General features: G+C 37.4%; 25 protein-coding genes. 8 read left to right on the forward strand and 17 right to left on the reverse strand.

Going from position 1 to position 25,009, the window contains the following annotated elements:
* Positions 1 to 22 precede the first annotated feature (22 nt).
* From NST76_RS12625 to NST76_RS12660, 8 genes are all read right to left on the reverse strand, one after another.
* Complete coding sequence (locus NST76_RS12625) at positions 23 to 1,342, reverse strand: HBL/NHE enterotoxin family protein (protein ID WP_089932603.1); 1,320 nt, start codon at positions 1,340 to 1,342, stop codon at positions 23 to 25.
* Positions 1,343 to 2,045: 703 nt separating this feature from the next.
* The gene (locus tag NST76_RS12630) at positions 2,046 to 3,311 is read right to left on the reverse strand and encodes an MFS transporter (RefSeq protein ID WP_342543951.1); all 1,266 of its coding nucleotides are present in this window, start codon (positions 3,309 to 3,311) and stop codon (positions 2,046 to 2,048) included.
* 214 nt (positions 3,312 to 3,525) lie between these two features.
* The gene (locus NST76_RS12635) at positions 3,526 to 4,713 is read right to left on the reverse strand and encodes an MFS transporter (protein ID WP_036126945.1); all 1,188 of its coding nucleotides are present in this window, start codon (positions 4,711 to 4,713) and stop codon (positions 3,526 to 3,528) included.
* A 221-nt stretch (positions 4,714 to 4,934) separates the two neighbouring features.
* Complete coding sequence (locus NST76_RS12640; RefSeq protein WP_089932599.1) at positions 4,935 to 5,804, reverse strand: metal ABC transporter permease; 870 nt, start codon at positions 5,802 to 5,804, stop codon at positions 4,935 to 4,937.
* Positions 5,801 to 6,673: a metal ABC transporter permease gene (locus NST76_RS12645; protein WP_036126949.1), complete on the reverse strand. Its 873-nt coding sequence runs from the start codon at positions 6,671 to 6,673 to the stop codon at positions 5,801 to 5,803. The genes NST76_RS12640 and NST76_RS12645 overlap by 4 nt, the downstream gene beginning before the upstream one ends.
* 11 nt (positions 6,674 to 6,684) lie before the next feature.
* Positions 6,685 to 7,413, reverse strand: a complete 729-nt coding sequence (locus NST76_RS12650; RefSeq protein ID WP_036126951.1) for a metal ABC transporter ATP-binding protein — start codon at positions 7,411 to 7,413, stop codon at positions 6,685 to 6,687.
* 9 nt (positions 7,414 to 7,422) lie between these two features.
* A complete protein-coding gene (locus NST76_RS12655) occupies positions 7,423 to 8,337 on the reverse strand; it encodes a zinc ABC transporter substrate-binding protein (protein WP_036126954.1) in 915 nt (304 codons plus the stop codon).
* Positions 8,338 to 8,857: 520 nt separating this feature from the next.
* Positions 8,858 to 9,466: a TetR/AcrR family transcriptional regulator gene (locus NST76_RS12660; protein WP_342543953.1), complete on the reverse strand. Its 609-nt coding sequence runs from the start codon at positions 9,464 to 9,466 to the stop codon at positions 8,858 to 8,860.
* Positions 9,467 to 9,628: 162 nt separating this feature from the next.
* On the opposite strand from NST76_RS12660, the gene NST76_RS12665 reads away from it, so the two are divergent.
* Positions 9,629 to 10,366, forward strand: coding sequence for an SDR family NAD(P)-dependent oxidoreductase (locus tag NST76_RS12665; protein WP_089932596.1), 738 nt, complete (start codon positions 9,629 to 9,631; stop codon positions 10,364 to 10,366).
* A 126-nt stretch (positions 10,367 to 10,492) separates the two neighbouring features.
* The gene (locus tag NST76_RS12670; protein ID WP_036126958.1) at positions 10,493 to 11,521 is read left to right on the forward strand and encodes an S-layer homology domain-containing protein; all 1,029 of its coding nucleotides are present in this window, start codon (positions 10,493 to 10,495) and stop codon (positions 11,519 to 11,521) included.
* Positions 11,522 to 11,543: 22 nt separating this feature from the next.
* On the opposite strand, the gene NST76_RS12675 is transcribed toward NST76_RS12670, so the two are convergent.
* The 4 genes from NST76_RS12675 to NST76_RS12690 all read right to left on the reverse strand — a co-directional run bounded on the left by NST76_RS12675 (position 11,544) and on the right by NST76_RS12690 (position 14,787).
* Positions 11,544 to 12,443, reverse strand: coding sequence for a LysR family transcriptional regulator (locus tag NST76_RS12675; RefSeq protein WP_036126960.1), 900 nt, complete (start codon positions 12,441 to 12,443; stop codon positions 11,544 to 11,546).
* Positions 12,444 to 12,926: 483 nt separating this feature from the next.
* Positions 12,927 to 13,466: a flavodoxin family protein gene (locus tag NST76_RS12680; RefSeq protein ID WP_089932594.1), complete on the reverse strand. Its 540-nt coding sequence runs from the start codon at positions 13,464 to 13,466 to the stop codon at positions 12,927 to 12,929.
* Positions 13,467 to 13,729: 263 nt separating this feature from the next.
* The gene (locus NST76_RS12685) at positions 13,730 to 14,356 is read right to left on the reverse strand and encodes a nitroreductase family protein (RefSeq protein ID WP_036126964.1); all 627 of its coding nucleotides are present in this window, start codon (positions 14,354 to 14,356) and stop codon (positions 13,730 to 13,732) included.
* 26 nt (positions 14,357 to 14,382) lie between these two features.
* Entirely contained in the window at positions 14,383 to 14,787 is a 405-nt protein-coding gene (locus NST76_RS12690; RefSeq protein ID WP_036126965.1) for an Ohr family peroxiredoxin, read from the reverse strand.
* Between the two features lie 144 nt (positions 14,788 to 14,931).
* Between NST76_RS12690 and NST76_RS12695 the strand changes: the two genes are divergently transcribed.
* Both NST76_RS12695 and NST76_RS12700 read left to right on the forward strand, forming a co-directional pair.
* Positions 14,932 to 15,375, forward strand: coding sequence for a MarR family transcriptional regulator (locus NST76_RS12695; RefSeq protein ID WP_244504837.1), 444 nt, complete (start codon positions 14,932 to 14,934; stop codon positions 15,373 to 15,375).
* Between the two features lie 570 nt (positions 15,376 to 15,945).
* Positions 15,946 to 16,389 (forward strand): hypothetical protein, encoded by a 444-nt coding sequence (locus NST76_RS12700; protein WP_340809158.1) that lies wholly within the window; start codon positions 15,946 to 15,948, stop codon positions 16,387 to 16,389.
* A gap of 164 nt (positions 16,390 to 16,553) precedes the next feature.
* Here NST76_RS12700 and ade read toward each other — a convergent pair whose 3' ends face one another.
* Complete coding sequence (gene ade, locus NST76_RS12705; RefSeq protein WP_058844558.1) at positions 16,554 to 18,299, reverse strand: adenine deaminase; 1,746 nt, start codon at positions 18,297 to 18,299, stop codon at positions 16,554 to 16,556.
* A 94-nt stretch (positions 18,300 to 18,393) separates the two neighbouring features.
* Positions 18,394 to 18,816, reverse strand: a complete 423-nt coding sequence (locus NST76_RS12710) for a pyridoxamine 5'-phosphate oxidase family protein (protein WP_101966783.1) — start codon at positions 18,814 to 18,816, stop codon at positions 18,394 to 18,396.
* Positions 18,817 to 18,981: 165 nt separating this feature from the next.
* Here NST76_RS12710 and NST76_RS12715 point away from each other — a divergent pair, with 165 nt between their 5' ends.
* The 3 genes from NST76_RS12715 to NST76_RS12725 all read left to right on the forward strand — a co-directional run bounded on the left by NST76_RS12715 (position 18,982) and on the right by NST76_RS12725 (position 20,634).
* Positions 18,982 to 19,608, forward strand: a complete 627-nt coding sequence (locus tag NST76_RS12715) for a membrane protein (protein ID WP_036123571.1) — start codon at positions 18,982 to 18,984, stop codon at positions 19,606 to 19,608.
* A 110-nt stretch (positions 19,609 to 19,718) separates the two neighbouring features.
* Entirely contained in the window at positions 19,719 to 20,042 is a 324-nt protein-coding gene (locus tag NST76_RS12720; RefSeq protein WP_058844556.1) for a PadR family transcriptional regulator, read from the forward strand.
* Positions 20,029 to 20,634: a DUF2812 domain-containing protein gene (locus tag NST76_RS12725; protein WP_271910150.1), complete on the forward strand. Its 606-nt coding sequence runs from the start codon at positions 20,029 to 20,031 to the stop codon at positions 20,632 to 20,634. The genes NST76_RS12720 and NST76_RS12725 overlap by 14 nt, the downstream gene beginning before the upstream one ends.
* A gap of 48 nt (positions 20,635 to 20,682) precedes the next feature.
* On the opposite strand, the gene NST76_RS12730 is transcribed toward NST76_RS12725, so the two are convergent.
* Entirely contained in the window at positions 20,683 to 21,318 is a 636-nt protein-coding gene (locus NST76_RS12730) for a 50S ribosomal protein L25/general stress protein Ctc (protein ID WP_058844554.1), read from the reverse strand.
* 147 nt (positions 21,319 to 21,465) lie between these two features.
* Positions 21,466 to 22,170, reverse strand: coding sequence for a YjjG family noncanonical pyrimidine nucleotidase (locus tag NST76_RS12735; RefSeq protein WP_058844553.1), 705 nt, complete (start codon positions 22,168 to 22,170; stop codon positions 21,466 to 21,468).
* Positions 22,171 to 22,446: 276 nt separating this feature from the next.
* On the opposite strand from NST76_RS12735, the gene yfkAB reads away from it, so the two are divergent.
* Positions 22,447 to 23,559 (forward strand): radical SAM/CxCxxxxC motif protein YfkAB, encoded by a 1,113-nt coding sequence (yfkAB, locus tag NST76_RS12740; protein WP_036123554.1) that lies wholly within the window; start codon positions 22,447 to 22,449, stop codon positions 23,557 to 23,559.
* A 436-nt stretch (positions 23,560 to 23,995) separates the two neighbouring features.
* Here yfkAB and NST76_RS12745 read toward each other — a convergent pair whose 3' ends face one another.
* Positions 23,996 to 24,988 carry an LLM class flavin-dependent oxidoreductase gene (locus NST76_RS12745; protein ID WP_036123551.1) on the reverse strand — a complete coding sequence of 331 codons (993 nt, stop codon included), beginning with the start codon at positions 24,986 to 24,988 and terminating at the stop codon, positions 23,996 to 23,998.
* Positions 24,989 to 25,009: the final 21 nt, after the last annotated feature.

The raw sequence follows: 25,009 nt of genomic DNA on the forward strand, positions 1-25,009 counted from the left end.
AGGTTTTTACAAATTCTAAGCATCAAAATTTATTAACCTGTTCCTCAAATTGATTGATTATATTTTTTAATCTTCTTAATGTATCTTGTTGAGACAGTTGATTCGCCGCATCAGCATCAGTTGATAATTTTGTTATATTATTTTTTATTAGGTTCAAATCTGCTTTATAGCGTTTCAATAGGTCAATTTCTACATCTACTTGACTAGCAAATGTATGCAAATCATGCTGCATAAGAAGAAGCATGGATTGTTGTAAATCTGCTATTGTTAGTTTCTTTGTTAAATCATATAGTTTTTGATTTTGGATCTCTAAATCATCTAAATATGCTCTTTGTTCAGCCATTAGTTTGTTAACTTCAGCGAAGGTATTATATGTTTTTTTGATTTTTTCTGGGTCAATTGTTTTCATAAGGTCATACTCTTTTGATTTTGTAGCAGCGGCTGCAGCAATTTCAGCTTGTTTATCTTTCTCAATTTTTTCACGAGCCTCTTTTTTAGCTGTTTCAATCTCTAGAATAGATTTCCCCTGTTCTTTTGCTTCTTGCTCTGCTTTTTTCTCTGCTTCTAGAATAGCGTGGTTAATTTCCTTTCCTTTGTTATAGGCTGCCACCGCTATTTGAGCTGCTGGTTCAATGATATCTTTTGAAAGACTATAAATCTCTTGGAAAATATTGAGTCCCTGTTCATTTAAAGCTCCTGGTATCAATGCGATTTGCTGTAAATCATTGTGAATTGATTTTTTTGTATTTAGTAATTCAGCCTTTAGCTTGTCTATTTTCCCTGTTCCCTCTGCGCTTAGTACCTCCTGCGCTTTTATCACATCAGTATCGAGATTTTTTAGTTTTTTATCAAGCTGTAATTTAAGATCTGTTAGCTCATTCATTTGATATTGAACACTTTCTTCGTTTGTCAGAACCATTTCTTGAAGAACTTCCAATCTATCCAAAAAGCCTTCCTTATTTTCCTTAGTGTCTACAAATTCTTTTAATGTAGGATAATAGGCCTGAAATTTTGTTACAAAGCCTTTACTTTTTGAATTGAGTAAAATTAACTTTGGATAAAGTTCCACTGCCCACTCTTTCATATCTTGTTTTATTAGAAATTGCTCTGTATTTAAAGCTGGTACTTCCTCTAACTGTACATTAGGGTTCATCAAAGCTTTGTCTATATACATTTGAATCAATTTTGATTGTGCACCTAATTTTCTTAATGATGAGGACAGAGCCACGTTCTCTTCTTGCATTTCTACTTGCACTATAGGCGTTGCAAAAGAATGGATAGGACTCACTCCAGTAGCAACAATCGATGTTATTATCAACCCTGTAATTATTTTCTTTTTCATTGTTTGTACCTCCCTACATAGATTGCCACAATATTTTTATTACAATTTGTTCTACATTTGTACACCTCTAATCTACTATTGATATTAGGAAAGTTCTTAATAAGAATAGACATCCCTAATAACATAAATTTTAGGGAAAGACACATATTTTGGCAAAAAACAACATAATTAGGCTATTTAATGATGAAAATAGATTTTTATGTCGTTTATTTTTTTGAAAAACCACTAAAACAAACTAAATAAGTCTATATTTGTTACATTTTTCTAATAATGAGTGGATTTAGGGATCAATATTGACATATTTTTTACTAAAAAACTATATTTTGTATGAATAGATAAACTTAGAAATTCTAATTTTCCCGCTTATTTTATAGAGTTCACGCTATTCACATTTCAACTTCTTCCATTTTCACACTGGATAAAAACTTTTGTCCCCATAGAAAAACACCTTCACGTTGATTTGATAAGTTTATCAACGAAAGGTGTTTTTATTTGTCTTGTTAGATTTTTACTTTGAAAAATGAGAGGTACAGCTTTCGTCTGCTTTTTCACCATTAGCAGCCATTTTTTCTTATTAAAATACTATTTATCGAGAAAGAAAATAACTATAGGAAAAGGTTCACTTTTCTTTGAAGCAACTCTTTAAACTTTGAAACTATCCCCAAACAAGATTGTTTCGTAACCAATGTAGTATATACTATGCTCAAGCTCTTTTAGACCAAATCACTACGGGAATGAGCAGTAAAGACAATAGCTCTCCTGCTAAGGACAATGCCGCATAACTAGCATTCGCTACGACCATTCCTGATAGAGCACCACCAGATGCCCCCGCTAGTGCAACTAAAACATCCATTTTCCCTTGTGTTTTTGCACGTGTAGACGGCTCGGTCGCATCAACAATTTGTGCGGTACCACTAATTAAACCGAAGTTCCAGCCTAACCCCAGTAAAGAAAGTGCTACTATTAATAAAACCATCGAATCGCTTGGAGCGAATGCCGCTAATAAACCCGCTAGTAGCAAGGTAACACCGGCGGCGATACTCATGGCTGTTCGTCCAACTTTATCAACAAGAATACCTGTTACAAGCGATGGCAGATACATAGCCCCTACATGAAATCCAATAACAATGCCTACTTCCGATATTCCATGTCCATGATGTTTCATATGTACTGGTGTCATCGTCATGATTGCGACCATGACAATCTGTGTCAGAACCATCACCGTTGCCCCTACTGCTAGCCCTCTTTTATTGCCAGCTGTATGCAAGGATGGTGCTTTATTATCTTTGTTCATTTTTTGCTGATGTGCCTCAATGGCCTTAGCTATTTCTAAAGGATCAGGACGCAACATAATAAATAACACAAGCCCTGCGACAATAAAGGCAACCGCAGATAATAGAAAAGGACCTGCAAGAGCTGGAACACCAATGGATAGCGCCACTCTCCCCATCATTTCTACTAAATTCGGACCTAAAACAGCACCGAACGTTGTCATCAGCATAGTCGTACTAATCGCCGTGGCACGTTGTTTATCATTGGCTAAATCCGTCCCAGCATAGCGAGCCTGTAAATTCGCCGCAGTGCCAGCACCATAGATTAATAGAGAAGCGAACAAAACGATCACACTATTCATTATAGCGGCCAAAACGACACCTACGGCCCCTATTCCACCGACTATAAAACCTGTTGCTAAGCCTGTGCGACGACCATATCGCTGCGACAGTTTCCCTACAATGAAAGCTGCTCCTGCAGAGCCTAACGTAAATAATGCAGACGGTACACCTGCATAAGCATCTGTTCCTAGCATTTGTTGGGCTAACAGAGCACCTACTGTAATACCTGCTGCAAGCCCAGCCCCACCAAAAATTTGAGATAGACTGACAACGACCAACACACGCCTATATAAGTTTTTTAGTTTCTCTGGGGACGCTATATAGGATTCTATTGAACCTTGATCTTTTACAACCATTTTTCAACCTTCCTTCTCTAAATATAATGTATTATCTATGTAAATATCCCTTTTAAAGTGCCATCATCTTCAAGGTATTCTATGCATACCAATCAAGATTAATTGAATCTATAAAATAAAGAAGGAACCGTCCTCATTTCATAGACAGTTCCTTTCATCTGCCACCACCCTTATATCGCTATAGGTATTGGTGTAGAGCATGGGTTACATTGAATTAATACGCATGCATAACCACTTTCTTCTTTTTAGAATAGAGTAAGAAAGTAGTTGTTAAACCTAAGCTAATAATCCCGAAAATAAGCCCCATGCCACTTAAACCGATTAAATCTAGCATCATCCCTGTAGATAAGAGCACGACTTGGAAGACGACCGAATCAATCATATTACGGAATGAGAAAAAACGTCCGTGGAACTGTTTCGGTACTTGTTTCTGGAAAATAACCATCGTTGTCGGAAAAAAACAGCCGACTGAAAAGCCAAAGACCCCAAATGCCACTAAAGCAAAAAAAGGAATTTCCGCCAGTAATAATAATAGCTCCATTGAGCCGATAATAAAGGCTAATGAAAAGAGCAGTGTGCCCATGTGTACACGTTCAGCAATTATTTTTAAGCCTGCAGCACCTAGCATAAAGCCAATGCCTTCGACTGTATATAACAATCCTGAGATGGTTGTTGATTGATGGATTTCAGAAATTTTCATAATGACTAAATTGAAAGAGCCTAAAAATAATGTGGGAATTAACATTAAGACGAGTGTCATCAGGACGACCGGATGCTCCTTCACCATAGGCCATACTTCTTTAAAGTTTCCTTTATCTTTGTGTGTCAGTGTTGCATTTGTCGTTTCATCTAATTGCAGTAAGCTTGTAATAACAAACATGATCACATAGACAATAAATGAAATAATATATAGCCATTTTAAGTCAAAGAAGCTTAACATAAACCCTGCTGCGGCTGTGCCAACAATTCTTGAAATGGTTCTGGCATTCATTTGCCAAGCATTAAGCGTAATTAAATCTTGTTCCTTCGCAATCATTGGAATAATCGATTGCAAGGCAGGCATATAAAATGCGGCTGCTATTTGCAACGTAATTAAAAAAAGAATCATCCAAATAACCGAATTGGTATAAAGTGCGATAAACATAAATAAAACACTAATGATTCGTCCGATACTTGCCATTTGGACAACCGTTTTTTTCTTCGATTGGTCAATGATGCGTCCTGCCATTGGACCGACGACCAAGCCTGCTAAAATACCACAGGAAATAATTAATGATTTGTGAAAGTCTGAAGGTACTACCTCTTGCATAAAGGCTAGATTTCCAATAATGCCTGCCCATAGGCCAAGTCCGACGACAAATTCACCTAATAAAATAATCCATACGTTTCGATTTCTCCACATGCTGTTCTCCTTGTTGTTTCTTCAATAAAATTTATCGTAACAAACTATTAAATATTCGTACATAAAAATATAGAAAAATTTGTTAGAATCTAAGCCTTCTCTTTCTAGCATTTCTTAATGAGTATACTATTTTTCCTAACTGAAATACTCATCCAAAAGTTTGAACTTCCATCTATAAAGAAAAAACACCGTTTGATGAGCGCATCAAACGGTGTTTTTCGTTAAGACATTTCTAGCTTATGGACAAGTGCTTTTTTTCTACGTTCGATTATTTTTTGGCTGATGAACGTCACAATAAATATTAACCCTACCGTTGTCGCCATCATACCAGCTATAGAAGTATCCCAAAACTTCGCTAAATAATAGCCGATAACAGAAGCAGCAGCACCAAAGAGCATACTATAGACAAACATTTGCTTAATCGTCTTACTAATTAAATAGGAAGTGGCGGCTGGTCCAATCAACATGGCCACTACTAAAATGGCCCCTACACTATCAAATGCCGCAACAGTTGTGAACGAAATGGATGTCATAAAGCCATAATGAAGAAATACAACAGGAATCCCAATAGTAGCCGCATACACAGGATCAAAAGTGGCAAGCTTCATTTCTTTAAAGAATAATAGCAAGAAGGCAATATTAATTACTAGGACGAGTAACAACATCCACACGGCCTTAGGCATCGCTAGCCCAAGCAGTGTCCATTTATCCCAAGGTACAAAAGCAATTTCCCCCATTAGAACATGTTCAACGTCTAAATGGACATTGCCGGCATATAAGGTGATCAGAAGGACACCTGCCGCAAACAAGGAGGTAAAGACCACCCCTATTGCGGCATCTTCTTGAATGCCAGAAGAATGCAATAATTGCACAAGGTAGGCTGTTAAAATTCCTGCAAACGCAGCGCCTACAAGCATCCAAAAGCCATTTAATGTCTGGGTAACAAGATAGGCCATCACAATACCAAAGAGCACCGTATGACTGATGGCATCTGCGATCATGGACATTCTACGCAAGATGAGGAAGACACCTGCAATCCCACATGTCACACCAACTAATAATCCTGTGAATACAACCCAAAATTCGATCATCCTACATCACCCTGCTTTCGAAATTGCATTTTTCTACGATATTTACTAATTTGACCTGCAGGACTAATAAAATACGATATAAAGAATATTCCTGCTGCTACTAAGACGATAATCGGACCAGTCGATAACCCTGTTCGAATCGCACTAATAAAAGTTCCTGTTATGCCAGCAATTCCGCCAATCGCGGCACTCAAAATAAGCATCGTGCTTAATTTTTGTGTCCATAGCTTGGCACTTGCAGCAGGAATAATTAATAAAGCAGACATTAATATGACGCCGACAGCTTGTATACCTGTGACAATTGTCATCACAATTAAAACTGTTAAGGTTGCCTTTAAAGCCTCAATCGGTAAGCCAATCCCTTTTGCATATACAGGATCAAAGATGAGTAGCTTCCATTCCTTATAGAGTAAGAGGCTAACCATTATAATAATGGTTGCACTAATAAACAGCCACATTAAATCCGCTTTGGTCATCGTCGCTGCCTTGCCAAAAATAAAATTATTCAGACCGCTTTGATTACCAAGTGGACTACGGTTGACAACTGTTAAAAATACTACACCAACACCAAAAAATACAGTGAGGACTAAACCAATGGCAGCGTCAGCCTTCATTTTTGAAAACGATACAATCCATTGTATACAATACACAGATAATGCAGATGTGATGCCCGCTCCTAGCATTAAAACCGGCAATTCCTTTTGACCTGTTAGCAGGAATGCGAGCGCAATACCTGGTAATGCTGCATGTGCCGCAGCGTCACCAACTAAGCTTTGTTTTTGCAAGAAGGAGAAGGTGCCTGTTATACCAGCTGCAATGCCCAATAGCATTGTTCCACTAAGTACCCACAATAAATTACCACTTAACATTGTGTCCCTCCTTACGCATGCTGCATCATGAATAGTTTACCACCATACGTTTTTTGTAATTGTTCTGGTGTAAAAACATCTTCTGTTGCACCTGATGCTAAAATCGTTTTGTTTAATAGAATCGTATAATCAAAGTATTCTTTGACGGTTTGAAGATCATGATGGACGACAAAAATACTTTTTCCCTGTGCCTTTAAATCTTTTAAAATATCAATAATGGTTTTTTCAGTCGCAGCATCTACACCTGCAAATGGTTCATCTAAAAAATAAATATCTGCATTTTGAGCAAGTGCTCTAGCTAGGAATACACGCTGCTGCTGACCTCCTGACAATTGTCCGATGGAGCGCTCTGCAAAGTCCAGCATCCCAACGCTTGCTAACGCTTGTCGCGCAACAATTTTATCTTGCTTGGATGGTCTTTTAAATAAACCCGTATGGCCATAACGTCCCATGAGCACTACATCCAGCGCATTTGTAGGAAAATCCCAATCCACAGCATTACGCTGAGGGACATAGCCAACAACTAAACTTTTCGGCTCAAACACCTTCCCTAAAATTTCAACCTTTCCTACTTTATTAGGAAGTTGATTTAAAATGGCCTTTAAAAAGGTTGATTTCCCTGCACCATTCGGACCAATAATGGCCGCTAGATGACCTTTAGGTACCGTCACACAGGCATTCTCTAATACTGTTTTTTTATCATATGCTACTGATAGATTTTCTACTGTTAATGCATCCATACCATTCACCTACTTTAATGCATCGACGATTGTGTCGATGTTATGTTGATACATACCAATATATGTACCTTCCGTTGTTCCTTCAGCACCCATGGCATCTGAGAATAATTCCCCACCGATGACAATGTCGTGACCTTTTTCTTTAGCCCCTTCAATAACAGCCTTCATCGCTTTATCGGATACACTCGATTCTATAAAGAGAGCTTTAATCTTATTTTCTACTAAAAAATCAACCATTTCCTGAACATCCTTAACACCATACTCTGAATCTGTACTAAGCCCTTGTAAACCACGTACTTCAAACCCTTGGCTTCTACCAAAATAATTGAACGCATCATGAGCAGTTACTAAGATTCGTTGCTGTTGTGGTATTTCGTTCACACGGTTTTGAGCATAGCTTTGTAAATCATCCAGCTTCTTTAGATAAGATGCTTCATTCGTTTGAAAATCATCTTTAAATTCAGGGTATTCTTCCTGAAGTTGTGTACTGATTGCTTTGACAACGCCTTTCCATAGCTCAATATCAAACCATATATGCGGATCATGTAGCATCGAATCATCGTCACTTGCAAGGAGCTGCTTTTCATCTAATGTCTCGCCCACTGCTAAAACCGTTTTGTCCTTCGCCATTTGTTCAAAAATATCGAGCATTTGGCCTTCTAAATGTAAGCCATTGTAAAAAATGACTTCTGCTTTATCCAATTTCGATAAATCACTTTGTGTCGCCTTGTATAAATGGGGATCTACCCCTGGGCCCATCAATGCTGATACTTGTAAATGATCGCCACTAATTTCTTTGATTGCATCGGCTATTTGTCCAGTTGTTGCGACAACAATGCCTTCTTTCTTTCCCTCTGTTTCAGTTGAACAACCGAATAATAGAAGGGAGAGTGATAGTACCATTACACCTAACCATTGTTTCATTTTTTTACCTCATCTTTCTCTTTTTTAGTGATTGCTTGAAAAATAGCTAATATGTACGAAGTAGTGAGTTAGCGGACAAGCCATACCTTTCCTGTCATGCCCGCCTTTTAGCAACTGCTGTCGTTCACATCACCGATTTTTCTCATACAATCGCTTAATTTATATTCATTTTCCTAATAAGCTGGCGCCAGCTCATCCAGAAAAGTATTAACACTATGCCTGCCCCTACAGAATCTGTGAGTTTCCATAGTATTGCCAGAAGGATTAAAATGACCATTGGAAAAATTGTCAGTTTGATATCACCTAAATCTTTCATACACGCACTCTTCTTTCTCTGTAGATATTTTGTTTCCCTTAGGAAAAATATATGCTTAAAACAAAAATAATTCAACCTTTTTATGAAAATTTCTTTTGAAAAAATTTTTTCATTAAGAAAATATAATTTCGCCCAAACAAAAAAATCTCTAATTATTTCATTAGAGATTTTTTATAAAAATGCAAAATATATTATACAAACCTTTCACTCTTCTTTTTCCAGTGGCTTCCATATAAATTCAAATGCATAAATATGAGTTTTAGTTAGTTCGATAATATCCTTAATTAAAGCGTCTTCCGATTTTTCATAACCACTTGCAATCCATTGCATCATCAATCCATAAAAACCGTATGAAGTATAATGCTTGAACATGTCCATATTGACTGGCTGCTGATTGATCGTTTCAAATTTAAATTGCTCTTGATATATTTTTGTAATGGTTAGGGGCATACGTGTATGCAATCCAGGAATTGTATCTTCAACATTCAGCAGCTCGAAAAATAGTCGATGCTTGTAAATATAATGAATAATATTAAAGGACGGTGCTTTCAATTTCGTCGTATACACCTTTTCCCCATATAAATAAGGTTCACCTACTGCGACTTCCAGACCATTCAACATCTGTTCGAGCAAATTTTCCGCTAACTCAAATTTATCTTGAAAATGCACATAAAAAGTACTACGGTTATAGCCAGCTCGTTCCACAATATCCTTCACTGTCAAGGCTTGAAACCCATGCTTTTTAATTAATTCGACAAACGCCTCATAAAAATGACGACGGGTTCTTTCCTGTCTTTGTGTCCATTTTGGCAATTTTACTTCCTCCCTTTTAGACATTTCGGGCAAATATGTCTACTAGTTAGACACTTGCTACGACATTAATGATTGTTTCCAATTTCAAGCGTTTTACAATAAAAGTACACCGTCATTTACGCAGTGTGCAAGAAAAAATTATAATTTAAGGGAGTGTCATATATGGGGAAATTACAAGATAAAGTCGCAATCATTACAGGTGGTGCTTCTGGTATTGGTGCCGCAACCGCTCAATTATTTGTAGCAGAAGGCGCAAAAGTAGTACTTGTGGACTTAAACGAGGAAAAAGGCCAAGCCTTTGCTGCCGAATTACAGGCAGCTGGTGCAAAGGCTATATTTATCAAAGCAAATGTAACAGACGAAAATGAAGTAGCAGCTATTTATCAAACAACAATTGAGACATTTGGCAAAATCGATGTCCTTTTTAATAATGCTGGAATTGGTCGTGTCACACCAACTGAGGAGCTTCCTTATGCGGAATGGCGTCAAACTGTCAATGTAGATTTAGATGGTGTATTTTTAATGGCGCAGGCTGCCATTAAAGAAATGCTGAAAGTGAATAGCGGTACAATCGTTAATACGGCTTCGATGTATGGTTGGGTTGGCTCACCAGGATCAGCCGCCTATAATGCAGCAAAAGGGGGCGTTATTAATTTAACGCGTTCATTAGCATTGGAGTTTGCTACTCGTGGTATTCGTGTCAATGCCCTATGCCCGGGTTTTATTGATACACCGATTATTCCAGAAGAAAGCAAAGAGCCACTACGTCAAGTAACACCTATGCAACGCTTAGGACAACCAGAAGAAATGGCAAAAGCTGTTTTATTCATGGCTTGTGATGATTCAACCTTTATGACAGGTAACACATTAACTGTAGATGGTGGCTACACAGCCCAATAATTACATCGTAAATAATCGCTTCCCCACAAGGGACAGCGATTATTTTTTGTGCTAGAAAAATTTGCAGTTTTTATCCATTTCCTGCAAACTATTACTAAAGCGAGCAAGAAAGGATGAAAACGACGAATGAAAAAATTAGTATGTACCTTATTATTTTCCATTCTGATTGTAGCCAGTGCAGGCAATGTACAAGCTTCTGGCTTTCGAGATGTATCAGAGGATCATTATGCCTATGAAGCGATTGTATGGGCAGAAGAGTATGATATTGTCAACGGCTTTACAGATGGTACATTTAAACCAAATGCCACGATTACTGAACAGCAGTTGGCCAAATTGCTAGCTAATTTTTATGAGCTTGAATCACCCATCGATGAGTTAAAGAAACAGACCCCTACGGCAAACTGGTCGGATGAATTTTATAACCAACTCGCTAGCTATGGTGTACCTTTAAATGGTTATTTTGATAACCGAATTCGAGCGGCTACTGTGAAGCGCGGTGTCGTGGCACAAGCAATTGCTCATTTAGCTAGCGGGAAGAAAGGGTTAGATCAATCTATTCAATTTTTACTTGATACCTATATTTCTTCAGGGCAAAATCCACAGTATGAAGATCGAAATTTACAGAAGTTTTATGGCGTAATGAACAATATGACACGTGCACAAGTTGTCACGATGCTCTATCGCATGGATGAACGAAATTTTTATGAAATTTCAGCGGACGCACAGTCCATTCATGATAATGCCAACAATGTATCTTTAAGTACAAGAGCGAAAAATGCTCAAAACCAGCTCGATAAATCATTACAGCAAAATACCCCTAGTAAGAGTGCCTGGGAAGGCGTTTATACGTATTATTATAAATGGGGAAAAGGAACAAATGATTTTAATCGCCGCGATGCCATCATTTCCAATGCCACAAACAACAGCTTTTCTCTTGCTTTAACGGCGAATGATGGCACCGCTTCAGGTAGTGTCAATGGTACCGCCACAATCACAAGCAGTACGAAAGCCATCATGAATAAATCCTCTAATGGCAATCGTTGTGTCGTCGAGGTAGAGCGTTTATCTAATAACGCCCTGAAAGTGTCCGAGATTGATTGCCGTGCAGAGCGTAATGAAAGCACTAATTTCTCTGGTACATTAAAGAAGCAATAGCTTGCAACAGAGTCTGATTCATTCAGGCTCTTTTTTCATTGCCAAATGCTTCATAGCTAAGCTTGGCTATAGCAATAAAATCCTGTAAATAGGCATGCATATGCTTATCTTTATGCCATGCAATATCTGTATAAATGGGCGCTAGGTCGATTGAGGACGGTAGCTCCACTAAATTTCCACTTTCCAACTCTTTTTCTACAACCATTTTAGGCAAAAACGTGATACCTAAGCCTGCCATCACACATTGCTTTATCGCCTCAATACTGGCAAACTCAATCATTTGTGAAGGCAAGACACCTTCTTGCTGTAGCTGTGCTTCTAAATGGTTCCGATAAGAGCAACCCGTTTCTGTTAACAGCATAGTTTCAATTGATAGTTGTTGAGCAGATAAAGGCTGCCTGATTTCTTTAGAGGCACTGACAAAAACAAGCTGTTCTTGAATCAATCGTTCTCGCTGTAGCATGGCGGTTTCCTGATATGTATCTGTTATAAATGCAACGTCGAGTTTGCCTTCTTGTAATAATTCCTTCGCAATGTCTGTCGTATGCACTGGCTTAAAAATGATTTTCACATGCGGGTGCGCTTGTTGAAATTGTTGTAAAATAGTTGGCAGTCGATAGACACATTGGCTCTCCTGTGCCCCCACTTTTAAGACAACTTGCGCCTGTTCATTGGACATCGCTTTTTTCATATCATGATCTAGCTCTAGCATTTTTTTTGCATACTGTTGGAGATGTTTCCCCTCCTCTGTCAGGACAATGCGTTTTCCTAGCCGCTCAAAAAGAATAACACCCAATTCTTGTTCTAATGTTTTAATTTGGGCTGTAATACTGGACTGGGCATAGTCGAGACGCTGTGCTGTCTGGGTAAAGCTTAATGTTTCAGATGCCGTTAAAAACGTTTGGAGCTGCTTCATATCCATTCACTTAATCCCCTTCATTCGGATTTTCCGATAGATTTTACCGAAACATTCGTAAAAATCGATAGTAAAATCCAGTTTACACTAGTTAGTAGTTGAAAGAAAGAAGTTGCGTCTCATGATTCATCGTAAATTCTGGACAACAAAGCAATGTCGAATAATGAACAGATATCATGTTAGCAGGTGTACCACACGACAATTTATATAGCCAAGGATTTAACATTGAACCTATCTACGATTTACGTCACGACGTTATGACTTTCTGATGCTCGAGAGAATTTAAAAAAACATGGTAATCGATTTTGCCAAACCGAGCGACAACAAAAGAACCTTTAATCAAATAAAAAGAAACGGATTTGGAAGCTACATATCGTCCAAATCCGTTTTTAAATCGCGGGAGAAAATTTTGTTCTATTCTTTATATGTCTTTAACATAAGAGCATAAATGATCTTTTTTAGTAGCTAACATACATCAGAAACAAAATGCTATTGTAATTCTTTTCGAAGACATTCAGCTGCAGACAACGCTGTTAAATCTTGAAGGATATCTCCTGGTTTGTTTCCTTCTCCTAAAATATACCCTTCAAAGGTTGTGCCAATAAAGTCAAAGATATGTTGAAACTGCTGAATCATTGGTAAACCTTTCATATAAGGTTGATCTCCACCAACTGCAATTACATAGGCTTTTTTAGAAGACATCATTGCTTTGAAATTAGGATAATTTGGGTCTCTTAAAGTTTGTGACCACCGATCAATAAAGTTTTTCATCGCCCCTGTCATGCTATACCAATAAATAGGGGTCGAAAAAACAAGAATATCATGCGGGAGTATACGATCTATGATGGCGTTATAATCATCGTTTACTTCGGAAAATCCCCCCTCTTCATGTCGCTTATCTATTATTGGTTGAATGACATAATCCTTTAGATAAACTTCTTCAACATTTAAGCCTTGCGTGATTAATTTTGTCAGTGTCTCTACATTCCCATTCGGACGATTTCCACCGTAAATAACTGCTATTGACATATTGATTATCCCCTCTTCCTTAAAATTCCCTACTATTGTTTCCGAATGCTTATATCTTATTATGATTTTACAAATCGATAAAGATGATTATTTCGATAAAATAGATCGAAAAAATTGATTATAAAGAGGTTGCTAAATGGAAAAGAAACAAGTATTACTTTCAAGCACGCTAAAAGGAGAGCTTTCACCCTCCCCTTTTAAAGTCAAATCATATTATGAAGCCTTTGTTTTGGCTATTTTTTAATGTGAGTCGTTCTCTAACATTATTTATTGAACCTTACAATGTGATCAATTGAAAGACGTGAAGAGCCATAAGCTGGTGCAGCTGCTTCACCAATTGCTAATAATAGTATAGGTACTTCATTCGCAGGTAATTCCATGTACTCAGCAAATTTAGCTTTATCAAACCCACCCATTGGAACTGTATCATAACCCATTTCTTTCGCCAATAGCATTATTTGCATAGAAACTAAGCCAGCATCAAAGTGTACGATATTTTCTAATGTTTTTGCCGAAGCTGAGCCATACATTGTTAATGCGTCTTGAGCAAGCTTATTGGCAATTTCTTCTGGCATATAGCCTAATTCCACATTTTTTGCATAGATTTCCTTTGCATTTAAATACATTTCAGTATCACCAATGACAGCAATAATGGCAGAGGCTGTTTCGATTTGCTCTTGATTAAACGAAAAGAAATTAATATTCTTTTGAATTTCCCTATCATCAATGACAATAAATCGCCATGGTTGCATGTTACTTGAAGAAGGCGCTGAAGTAGCATCTTGCAACAGCTGCACTATTGTTTCACGAGAAATTTTAATATTAGCATTGTATTTACGAACTGATTTTCGCTCCTGCATAATTTGTTTTAATGGTGTAGTTGATAACATGTCATTTCCCTCTTTTTCAAAAAAATTTAAACTGCTTTAATTATTACATTGATATTTCCCATTGTTGCCTTTGAATATGGGCACACTGTATGTGTTAACTCTAATAATTCCTGTGCTTCTTCCAATGCTAATCCTTCAATATGTCCTTCGATGTCAACAGCAAGCACATAGTCAAAAGTAGCTTGTTCCATTAATTTGACTGTTACTTTAATTGTTGATGCGTTGTTTAGTTTTTTTTGGCGTTTAATTAAATCTAATGCACTATTAAAGCAGGCACTATAACCTGCCGCAAATAATTGCTCTGGATTTGTCACATTAGCTAATTTTGAGCCTGGTGGTGCAATTTTTAAAGAGAGTGATTGATCCTCTGCATATGATGTGCCACTACGCCCACCATCATTAATCATTGTAGTTGAGTATAATTCTTTCATAACCGAAAACCCCATATCTATATTAGTATTTTAAATTGTACACAATTTAATTTTTACAAATCGAATTGTACACAATTTAATTGCGTTTGACAAGTAGGAACTTTATTTTTAATATAAATGTAATGAGAAGAACTTAAAGAGGGGATTTTTATGCCTAATCATTTAGATAATCAGCTGTGCTTTCTTTTGTATGCCACATCAAAGGAAATCATTCGACAATACACATTATTATTAAAGCCATATGATCTAACTTATACAGGTTATATCACTTTATTAGCCTTGGAGGAAAACGAACAAATAACAGTGAAAGAATTGGGACAACGTTTATTTTTAGATTCAGGTACATTAACACCGTTGCTCAAAAAGTTAGAGGCGAAGGGCTATATTTGTCGTGAGCGTTCCAAGGATGACGAACGACAAATGCAAATTTATTTATCAAAAGAAGGCAGTAATGTCCGTTGTATGCTACCAGAAGTGTCACGACAAGTAATGCAACAATCAAATATCTCAGAGCAGCAATTTATACAACTGAAAAATGTTCTTCAAGATATTATGCACAACGACTGGACAATGAAAGATAAAAAATAAAGTAATGAATATTGTAACCCTAAAACTTTTGATTCATGCTATAGCGGCGGTATCACGTAACAATAATTTTATATAATCAACATAAAGAACCGTATTTGGAATTTGCTTATCTTCCAAATACGGCTCTTCAAACCTAGGCATTTTATCAGATGCCATTAACAATTTATAAAATCACCACTTAACTACCATTTCCCGCAATCCCCTTTTTTTAAGAATTTATCTCTGTGCCAATTACACAAACAAATCCAATAAAAATCCTATTAGAATACCTTCCAGAGCTACATTACTCCCTATCATTATAAAATCAAAAACTAAGTACACCTAATCTAATTGGTGTTGAAGCAATCATATATTTCGTCATTACCTTGTTCCTTCATTTAACTATTTTTAGTGTGCAAAATTCAGATCCTGCCACCTACAATCATAAGCTTAAAATATATTCTAAGACAATTATTTTTTATCGAAAAACAATATTTTTTTATCCTTTATCAACTATTTTATTATTGACATTTTAAATTTCAAATTATAAAATGACCAAAACCTTATATATAAATATGGAAGGGTGATTTGATGAACTATGAGGATTTGATACAGCAAAAAGGTTTTGTTTTTTTAGATAATATAGTAGAGCCTGGTACGAATTCATTGAGAATTTCTATTAAAAGAGCTTCTATCAGTTCTAAAAGCGAGGATGTAAATGTTGGTGAATATACATTATATGATGTCAACCCAATTGAAATTGATAAGACATTACCAGTGATACATATAGAATTTGATTCGTATGTAGCCTATTCTGTTTTCGATGAGTCATTTCATTTTGTAAATTCAGAAGATAAATTTATTGGTCATTCAGTACGTTTATTCTCAAAGTCTACCTATTTAGATTTTGTAAGTAATGGAACAATTGCTCAGGAAATATACTCCTACAAAGACCTAATTCATTACCAAATTGTTTGTCTTGACCATATAATAGATATTGTTTCTTTCGATAAACCTAGTGTTTTAAAAGAATAATAGATCCTAAAACAGTCAATGAAATATGTTGTCTGTTTTTTATTTTTATCAAAAAGATTACTAAATATATAATTATCGGAAGTATAAAAGATGTCTCAGAGCTACTTAGATCAACACGAAATACAAAAACGACCTAAAGCTTTAAGCTATTAGGTCGTTTTCGTCTATGCTTCTACAGAGATGTGCTGGAAGGTTGTCACATCAAATAATCCTGTATCTGTTAGTTTTAGTGCAGGAATGACTGGTAATGCCACAAAAGAAAACGTCAGTAGAAAATGGAAATCTAATGTTGGGTTGAGCGTCTTTAATGCACTATGCAAGCCTGCTAGCTGTTCCTTTGCTTGCTGAGCAGGGGCATCTGTCATCAAGCCGCCAATGGTTAATGGCATCTCCGCTAGAATTTTGCCATCTGCTACAATCACAAAGCCCCCTTGGATTTCTTGAATGCGTGCAAGCGCAAGTATCATATCCTCATCGTTTGTCCCTACGACAAGGGCATTATGTGAATCATGTGCTACGGTTGTGGCTACTGCCCCTTTTTGTAAACCAAAGCCTTTGACAATGCCTAGACCTGTCGTGTGTAAATGATGGTGTCGTTCAATTACGGCCAATTTCAGTAAATCTTGTTCTACAGATGGTTCAAAAACGCCTTCTTTCACAGGTACATCCATTACTACATGATTGGTAATGAGCTGATTTGGAACAATCTCCATAACATTAGCCTTCGTACCCTTTGTGAAAGCTAGTTGTAGCCTATCCTTTGTAATGGCTGGTAAATGCACTGATTGGTGGATATGAGCAGGAACAATTAGCTCTTGACGACTTGTCAGCATTTCTCCATTTTCAGCAACCTTTCGACCATTTTTCCATACAGCCTTTGCCTGCATCGTCGACAAATCCTCGACTAACACAAAATCTGCCTTATAGCCTGGGGCAAGTACCCCTCGATCAAATAAACGATAGCATTCTGCTGTGTTCACAGTTGCTAACTGGATTGCCTGTAATGGTGTCATCCCTTCGGCTATTGCCATAGCTATATCATAATTGATGCTACCTTCATCGATTAACTCATCCACATATTTATCGTCTGTACAAAAACCAAAGCGACGAGCATTATGTGGCTGAACAGCCGGTAATAAATCACGTAAATTTTTAGCTGCTGAGCCTTCTCGAATCAGTACATACATCCCTTGCTCTACACGATCAATGGCTTCTTCGGCTGTCACACATTCATGATCTGTCAGTATGCCTGCAGCGCGATAGCCTGTAATTTGTTCGCTCTGTAAGCCAGCACAATGCCCATCGATTACTAGGTTTGCTTGCTGTGATAATAAAATTTTCTGAAGCATGCCCTCTTCCCCATTTAATACGGCTGGAAAATCCATGACTTCTGCCAAGCCACGAACTTGTTCATGTTTTAGAAATGACGCCAAATCCTGAGCTGTTAGTGTTGCACCTGCATTTTCAAACTGTGTACCAGGTACGCTTGATGGCAGCATCACAAAAATATCCATATCCGCTTTTTGTGCATCATCGAGCATAAATTGGATGCCTTCCGCTCCTGCGACATTGGCGATTTCATGTGGATCTGTGATGACTGTGGTAATACCATGAGGTAGTAAAACTCGACTAAATTCCCCCGGCGTTAGCATGGAAGATTCTATATGTATATGACCATCAATTAATCCAGGAATGACGTAGCTTCCTGCTGCATCCTGTTCCTCTTTTGCCTGAAATTTGTGGTTGTGATCCAGTGCCACAATCGTACCATTGTTCACAACAATGTCTGCCTTTTTCCACGTTAACGTATAAACATCGGCCACTTGAGCATTTCTCAGTATGAAATCTGCCTCTAATTTCCCTTGAGATGATAAGATATTTTGCGTTAACTTCTGTAATTTTGTTGTCATAGCCTATACTCCTTTTTCTTTTAAGAACTATCATGCCTGAAAAATACCGATCATTGCAAGTATTTATAGTAGTACAGTAAAAAACGACCATCCATCAATGGTCGTTCGAAAATTCTAGCTCTTTTGGTGGTTGCCCCTTTTTATTCATCAAGCGCATGCGAATAGGTTCAATTTTCAAGGTCACCATTTCGTCTTGATTACCAACGAAGATACTCGTAAAAAATTCAGCTAGTTTATTTTTTAACCCCTCTTCATGGACTTCCGTAAGCTGGCCCTCTATTTCAACATACGTATCCCCAAAGCCTTCATTTTCATAGCCATATAAAATATGGGTATAGGGATTTTTACGAAGTTCTTCCATTTTCTCTGAATGTTTATTCGTTACCGTATATAATACAAAGTCCTCATGTTGAAACGTCATATAACGAGAGTACGGTTTTCCATTTTCTACAGTCGCCATCGTTCCAATCTTTTCTCGATTTAAAACTTCTAAAATTTCATCACGTACAGAAGTCATTTCATCCCATCCTTTCATCTACATATCTATTTTGCCCTCTCCTCAAAAAGCTAAACCGCCTTTTTTTGAAAAATGTGAAATGACAATTTTCGGCCATATTGAAAATCTATTTGTTATAATAGTTGGATGGATAATAGGAATTTTCAGATAAATGAGGGTTAAAAAATGAAACAAGCTTTCTTTACGCGCTGTTTGTTTTTCATAACAGGCATTATCGTGCTATCTTTTGGCATTACATTAACAATTAAAGGGCAGCTTTTTGGCGTTGGCTCTTGGGATGTACTACATATTGGCTTAACAAAAACAGTGGGTTTAACAATCGGCACTTGGTCCATTATATTGGGACTTGCCATTTTAGCATTTGATATGCTGATCACAAAAAAATTTCCATTACCAGGGACCTTTATTGATATGTTTTTAGCAGGCATTTTTATTGATATATTTAATTATTGGTTGCCAGATATCGATGGATTTTGGATGCAACTTGTCTCCTATCTTACAGGGTTAGTTTTATTAGGCTGGGGTTGCGGTATGTACATGGTAGCCAATTTGGGAATCGGTCCACGTGATACGTTAATGTTAATGATGGTCCATAAGCTTGGCTGGAGTGTTACACGTTCTCGTACAACAATGGAAGTGACTGTCGCTGTTATTGGCTTTTTACTAGGTGGCCCTATTGGAATTGGTACAGTCATTATGGCATTTGGGCTTGGACCCATTGTACAATTTGCCTTAACCTATAATGAAAAATTATTTATGAGATGGACTGGCGTGAAAAGCGCTGTTGTATAAGCTTACAAGACAATGCAAAAATGCATTGTCTTTTTTTATACAGTTGCAATATACAGTCCAACTATATATAATCAAACTATATAGTTAAACTGTATAGTTGAGGTGACCTAATGAAAAAACATAAATTACTGCCTTTATCAGAAACCATGCATTATATTTTACTTGCTCTACGTGAACCGTTACATGGCTATGCCATGATGCAAAAAATCGAGGAAATGAGTGCTGGCAGTGTGAGAATTGCTGCTGGCACCATGTATGGGGCAATAGAAAATTTGTTGAAATATCATTGGATTACTCCTGTTGCAACCGAGGATTCTAGACGCAAGGTGTATCAAACAACCGCTGAAGGGCTAAATATATTAGCTGCCGAGCAACAGCGATTGCAACGAATTTTATCTTTATATGAGGGAGCTGATGAACATGATAAAGTTTAAAATCTTTTTTGATATTGAAAAGGAAGAACAATGGTTAAATCAAATGTTATCCCAAGGCTTAGTTTGCACAAACATAAACTCAGCAGGCTTTTATACATTTAAACATACTACAGATCTTGAACAAGTTATCCGAATTGATTATCAGCAAGATCTTCGAAAAAAAGAGCAACCCAACTATAAGCAATTACATGAGGATTTTGGGTGGCGCCCTTTAAAAGAAAAGTCGTATGATGGAACCTACTATTGGTTAAAAAGAAAAGATGGCAACGATGAATTATTTTCGGATAATGATTCGTATATTGCTAAATATAAACGTTTAATGCAGCATGCAAGCCATTGGGCGTTACTCTCTTTTCTTTTGTTAATGATTTTGTATGCCAATGATGGCTTCGATTCCTTTTTCAGTATAAAAGCTGCCTATTATACACCTGGCTTATGGGAGAAAGAAGGTTTAGCATTCCTTTTGGCTTTTTTATTTGAAACACCCTTTGCCCTTATGCGCTTTATTCCACCTTGGCTATTTTTAGCAATATGTGGGATGTATGTAGTCGTTTATTATCGTTATCGGAAATCTATACAGCAGCTGTTATAGAAAATACCAAGGAGCCACTTACGTAGCGTAAAATGGCTCCTCTTTCCTCTATGCTTCTGGTTCAGCACCGTTTTGTCCTGTTGCTTCTATCACTTCTGGTGTACCATCCACAGTATCTTCTTCTTGTACATTTTCAGCAGGTGGTGGTGTAATTGTTGCTAATGTGAAGTCATCCTCTTGTAAAATTTCAAACGAAAACTGCTGACGAATATCTCCTACATAAAGAGACGTGCCGATCGCTACATTCGTAACATCAATTTCTATAGTTTCTGGAATTTCAGTTGGCTTCACTTTGATGCGTACCTCACGATTTGGCTGTAGCAGGAAACCGCCATCCGCAACACCGACAGCATGACCAGTCACTGTTACTGGAATGTCCACTTCTAGCTCCTCTGACATATTGATGGACTTAAAATCAACGTGTTTAACATTGCCCTTTAATGCACAACGTTGTACTTCTGTTAATACGGCATTAATTCGTTTTCCTTCTACATCTAGTTGAAAAACACTTTTCGTACCATGTGCTGCTAACAGTTTTGCAAAGGTTCTAGCATCTAACGTAATCGCTGTTGATTCCATTTGAAAGCCGTAGACAACACCAGGAATGTCCCCATTTTGTCGAAGCTGTGTTAATGAAGATTGTCGTCCTTTTTGACGTTTACTGGCAGTTAAAACCATATTCATCGAATATTTCCCCTTTCATGGAAACTAGTCTCATAAAAGGTTTTGCCTTTTCTGTTGTATTTTATACCTACATTGTTTGATGAAAAAACGGATGATAAACTAAAAAACACTTCCTTTGTCTAGATAGCAAAGGAAGTGCCGTATTTCTTAATACAGAGCTATTTTTTTATTTAATAACCCATGTAATTCATGCAATTTTTTAATTTCATAATGTGGTTCAATGTCGCTCGTGTTTTCAACATTACGGATGTTAAACCAGCATGTATCGATCCCTGATAGTAAACCACCTTTTATGTCTGACGTCAAAGAATCACCGATAATAAGCGTTTTAGCTTTATCAAAATGATCAATCCGTTCAAAAACATAATCAAAAAAGGCTGGCATCGGCTTTTGATAGCCCGTTTGCTCCGAAATAAAGATACCCTTAAAATATTGTGCTAAATTGGCATCCACTAATCGTTTATTTTGTGTCATCGTGATGCCATTTGACACAACATATAAATGATGACTTTCGGCTAATTGAGCAATGACTTCATAAGCCCCATCCACATAATGATGTGCCTCCTGTAAATATTTTTGGAACAGCGATTCAAAGTAGACGCCATCAACCTCTATCCCAAATTCTTTTAAAGCAATTGCAAATCGTGTATTATGTAGTGTATTTTTTGTTACTTCCCCACGCTCAAAAGCTCGCCACATCGTCTCATTTATCTCCTTGTAACGGGCAATCATCTCTGGCGTAGTAGCTATGTTTTCCTCTTTAAACATGCGGTCCAGCGCCGCATTTTCAGCTAAATCAAAATCTAGTAACGTATCATCCACGTCAAACAATAGTGTCTCATATTTCGTCATATCTGTTCCCACTTTCTTCGATGCATCGTGACTATTTACTCTCTACCATGATAACGTTTTTTATAAGAAATAACAGTAAAATGTCCTATAACAGAATATTAGGACATCAATGCGCTTTAACTCTTCAATTGCTAGCCATATGGAACGGTGAACATTTTCCTATATTGGGTAAAAAAATGTTCGTCTAGTCCTAAAATAGTCCGTTCGGTAATTTCATATTTGAAATTTCCGATGAATATGAGACAATAGAATGCTAGAAAGGAAGATGTACGAAAGATGACGACCTTACAAAAAATAACACCTGTCTTTGATCCATGGGAAGCGTATTTAGATGTGGAACAGCATGGACAAATGACACTATCAAATATTGAATTTACAACTACTAATCTTTGCAACATGCGCTGCGCTCACTGTGCAGTAGGCTATACATTACAAAATAAAGACCCTGAGGCACTACCTATAAACTTAATTTTACAGCGCTTAGACGAGATACCTCATTTAAAAACACTCAGCATTACAGGTGGAGAACCGATGATGAGTAAAAAGTCTGTTCAAAACTATGTATTGCCGCTTTTAAAATACGCACACGAACGAGGCGTACGGACACAAATTAACTCCAACTTAACATTAGAGCCAGCTCGTTATGTATTGATTGCCCCTTATCTAGATGTCCTTCATATTTCTCATAACTGGGGAACGATTGATGAATTTGTAGAAACCGGCTTTGCCATGATGGAGCGCAAACCAACTTATGACCAACGTGCAGCTTTATTCCAACGCATGATTGATAATGCTAAAATGCTAGCTGAGCATGGTGTTATGGTATCTGCTGAAACGATGTTAAATAAAAAAACATTGCCTTATTTAGAGCATATCCATCATCAAATCATTGAGGAAATGAAGTGTGCGAGACATGAGGTACACCCAATGTACCCATCAGACTTCGCAAGTGCACTTAGTTCTTTATCATTAGAAGAAACGCGTGAAGCCATTCACCATCTACTTGATATTCGTGATGAAAATACATGGATGCTATTTGGCACACTCCCATTCTACCCTTGCAGTAGGAATGAAGAGGATCAAAAGTTGCTGCACCGTCTGCGCACAGCGAAGAATGTCACAATGCGAAATGACCCAGACGGTCGTTCTCGATTAAACATCAATATTTTCACAGGCGATGTGATCGTTACAGATTTTGGTGATACACCAGCACTTGGCAATATTGTGCATGACGAGCTACCAGCCATTTTTGATAAATGGATGACAACTGACTTAGCAAAATCACTCAACTGCCACTGTCCAGCAGTCAAATGCTTAGGGCCAAATGTTCTTGTGAAAAATATGTATTATCAAGATGCCGCATTTGTGAGTGGCTCTGCTCGCGTATAAATGTTTTCCAGTAAGTAACTTTAAATAGATAACCTCCATATTGACCAAAGTTTGATCCAAGAAGAGTTTCACTAAATTGCTTATTTACTTAATTTATATTTTTTATAATTTGTTCAACAAGGTATAAAAAATAATGAATGGTCTATACTATTAAAGATTTCACTTCAAATCCAATGACTGGGAGGGTTAACCCGATGAGTGCGATTGATCGATAACTCAGAAGGACCATCAAAGCTGAGTAAAGTACAGTTTTCTTAGGAATATCTTAAGATCCTATACGGAAGCGAGGCAGTGTGTCATGGAGAAAAAAATGTAGTGGTAATCAGACCCGGAAATTTATTTCCGGGTTTTTCTATGTTGTGTGCAAGCCCATGGCCAATAAAAAATCACCTCGACGACTACATACACGAGGTGATTTTATCAAGCTTTATTTGTTCTATATTAATTCCTTTGCCAGGAATTTGTAGGTATTCAAACGACTTTCTAGTTCATATTGATTACAATTCAGCATGACTTCATCGAAACCATACTTCTCTTGCTCAGCGATTAAAAATGCAGCAATGTCTTTTGGTGTCCCAACAAGATTCGCCTTACGGTTATTATCAATTGTCATTTTATCCATTTCCGACAACGGATAATCCTTTGCTTCTTCTGGTGACATCGTTTGAATGATTTGCCCCTTCATCAGTTGAAGACGAGAGATATCAATTGGTTTTGCCAAATATTCCGCTTCTTCTAAAGTTGGTGCAACCGTTGCTGCATATGTCACAATAATTTGTGGCTTTTCCATATAATAAGAAGGCGTAAAATAGGATTTATAGGCATCAAAAATATCCTTCGACATATTGCCAGTGAAGAATTGTGCATATGAATAGCCTACTCCAAGCTGTCCAGCCTGCATAGCACTTTGTCCACTCGATCCTAGTAACCAAGCCTCTGGTAATGAAATATGAGCAGGGGCTGCGATGACTTGATCATAGACATGCTCACCTGTTTTTTGATTATTCATCAGCTTTAAAACGATTTCGAGCTTATCATACTGTTCCGTGAAGCGTTGACGTCTTCCCTCTGCTAATGCATAAATAGCGGCATGGTCGCCACCTGGCGCTCTACCCACACCAAAATCAATCCGATTCGGTGCTAAACCAGATAATGTCTTAAATACCTCTGCTAGCTTATAAGGCGAATAATGCATCATCATAACGCCACCTGTGCCAATGCGAAGACGTTTTGTTTTCGCAGCTAAAAAAGCGGCGGTCACTTCAGGAGCTGAACTTGCTAGTGACTGACTATTGTGATGTTCAGCTAGCCACATACGATGATAGCCAAGTTCTTCACCTAGTAGTGCCAGTTGTTCTGTACGTTGGAAGGCTTCCTCTGCAGAATGACCTTTTGGAATGGGCATTTGATCTAACATACTTAATCTCATTTAAAACATCCTCTCTGTCTC

Source organism: Lysinibacillus sp. FSL W7-1291 (assembly GCF_038593415.1).
GTDB lineage: Bacteria > Bacillota > Bacilli > Bacillales_A > Planococcaceae > Lysinibacillus > Lysinibacillus fusiformis_D.

Bases quoted from the DNA above. Each gene is read 5' to 3' on its own strand.
- NST76_RS12625 (WP_089932603.1), bottom strand. From the start codon at position 1,342: ATGAAAAAGAAAATAATTACAGGGTTGATAATAACATCGATTGTTGCT.
- NST76_RS12630 (WP_342543951.1), bottom strand. From the start codon at position 3,311: ATGGTTGTAAAAGATCAAGGTTCAATAGAATCCTATATAGCGTCCCCA.
- NST76_RS12635 (WP_036126945.1), bottom strand. From the start codon at position 4,713: ATGTGGAGAAATCGAAACGTATGGATTATTTTATTAGGTGAATTTGTC.
- NST76_RS12640 (WP_089932599.1), bottom strand. From the start codon at position 5,804: ATGATCGAATTTTGGGTTGTATTCACAGGATTATTAGTTGGTGTGACA.
- NST76_RS12645 (WP_036126949.1), bottom strand. From the start codon at position 6,673: ATGTTAAGTGGTAATTTATTGTGGGTACTTAGTGGAACAATGCTATTG.
- NST76_RS12650 (WP_036126951.1), bottom strand. From the start codon at position 7,413: ATGGATGCATTAACAGTAGAAAATCTATCAGTAGCATATGATAAAAAA.
- NST76_RS12655 (WP_036126954.1), bottom strand. From the start codon at position 8,337: ATGAAACAATGGTTAGGTGTAATGGTACTATCACTCTCCCTTCTATTA.
- NST76_RS12665 (WP_089932596.1), top strand. From the start codon at position 9,629: ATGGGGAAATTACAAGATAAAGTCGCAATCATTACAGGTGGTGCTTCT.
- NST76_RS12670 (WP_036126958.1), top strand. From the start codon at position 10,493: ATGAAAAAATTAGTATGTACCTTATTATTTTCCATTCTGATTGTAGCC.
- NST76_RS12675 (WP_036126960.1), bottom strand. From the start codon at position 12,443: ATGGATATGAAGCAGCTCCAAACGTTTTTAACGGCATCTGAAACATTA.
- NST76_RS12680 (WP_089932594.1), bottom strand. From the start codon at position 13,466: ATGTCAATAGCAGTTATTTACGGTGGAAATCGTCCGAATGGGAATGTA.
- NST76_RS12685 (WP_036126964.1), bottom strand. From the start codon at position 14,356: ATGTTATCAACTACACCATTAAAACAAATTATGCAGGAGCGAAAATCA.
- NST76_RS12690 (WP_036126965.1), bottom strand. From the start codon at position 14,787: ATGAAAGAATTATACTCAACTACAATGATTAATGATGGTGGGCGTAGT.
- NST76_RS12700 (WP_340809158.1), top strand. From the start codon at position 15,946: ATGAACTATGAGGATTTGATACAGCAAAAAGGTTTTGTTTTTTTAGAT.
- ade (WP_058844558.1), bottom strand. From the start codon at position 18,299: ATGACAACAAAATTACAGAAGTTAACGCAAAATATCTTATCATCTCAA.
- NST76_RS12710 (WP_101966783.1), bottom strand. From the start codon at position 18,816: ATGACTTCTGTACGTGATGAAATTTTAGAAGTTTTAAATCGAGAAAAG.
- NST76_RS12715 (WP_036123571.1), top strand. From the start codon at position 18,982: ATGAAACAAGCTTTCTTTACGCGCTGTTTGTTTTTCATAACAGGCATT.
- NST76_RS12720 (WP_058844556.1), top strand. From the start codon at position 19,719: ATGAAAAAACATAAATTACTGCCTTTATCAGAAACCATGCATTATATT.
- NST76_RS12725 (WP_271910150.1), top strand. From the start codon at position 20,029: ATGATAAAGTTTAAAATCTTTTTTGATATTGAAAAGGAAGAACAATGG.
- NST76_RS12730 (WP_058844554.1), bottom strand. From the start codon at position 21,318: ATGAATATGGTTTTAACTGCCAGTAAACGTCAAAAAGGACGACAATCT.
- NST76_RS12735 (WP_058844553.1), bottom strand. From the start codon at position 22,170: ATGACGAAATATGAGACACTATTGTTTGACGTGGATGATACGTTACTA.
- yfkAB (WP_036123554.1), top strand. From the start codon at position 22,447: ATGACGACCTTACAAAAAATAACACCTGTCTTTGATCCATGGGAAGCG.
- NST76_RS12745 (WP_036123551.1), bottom strand. From the start codon at position 24,988: ATGAGATTAAGTATGTTAGATCAAATGCCCATTCCAAAAGGTCATTCT.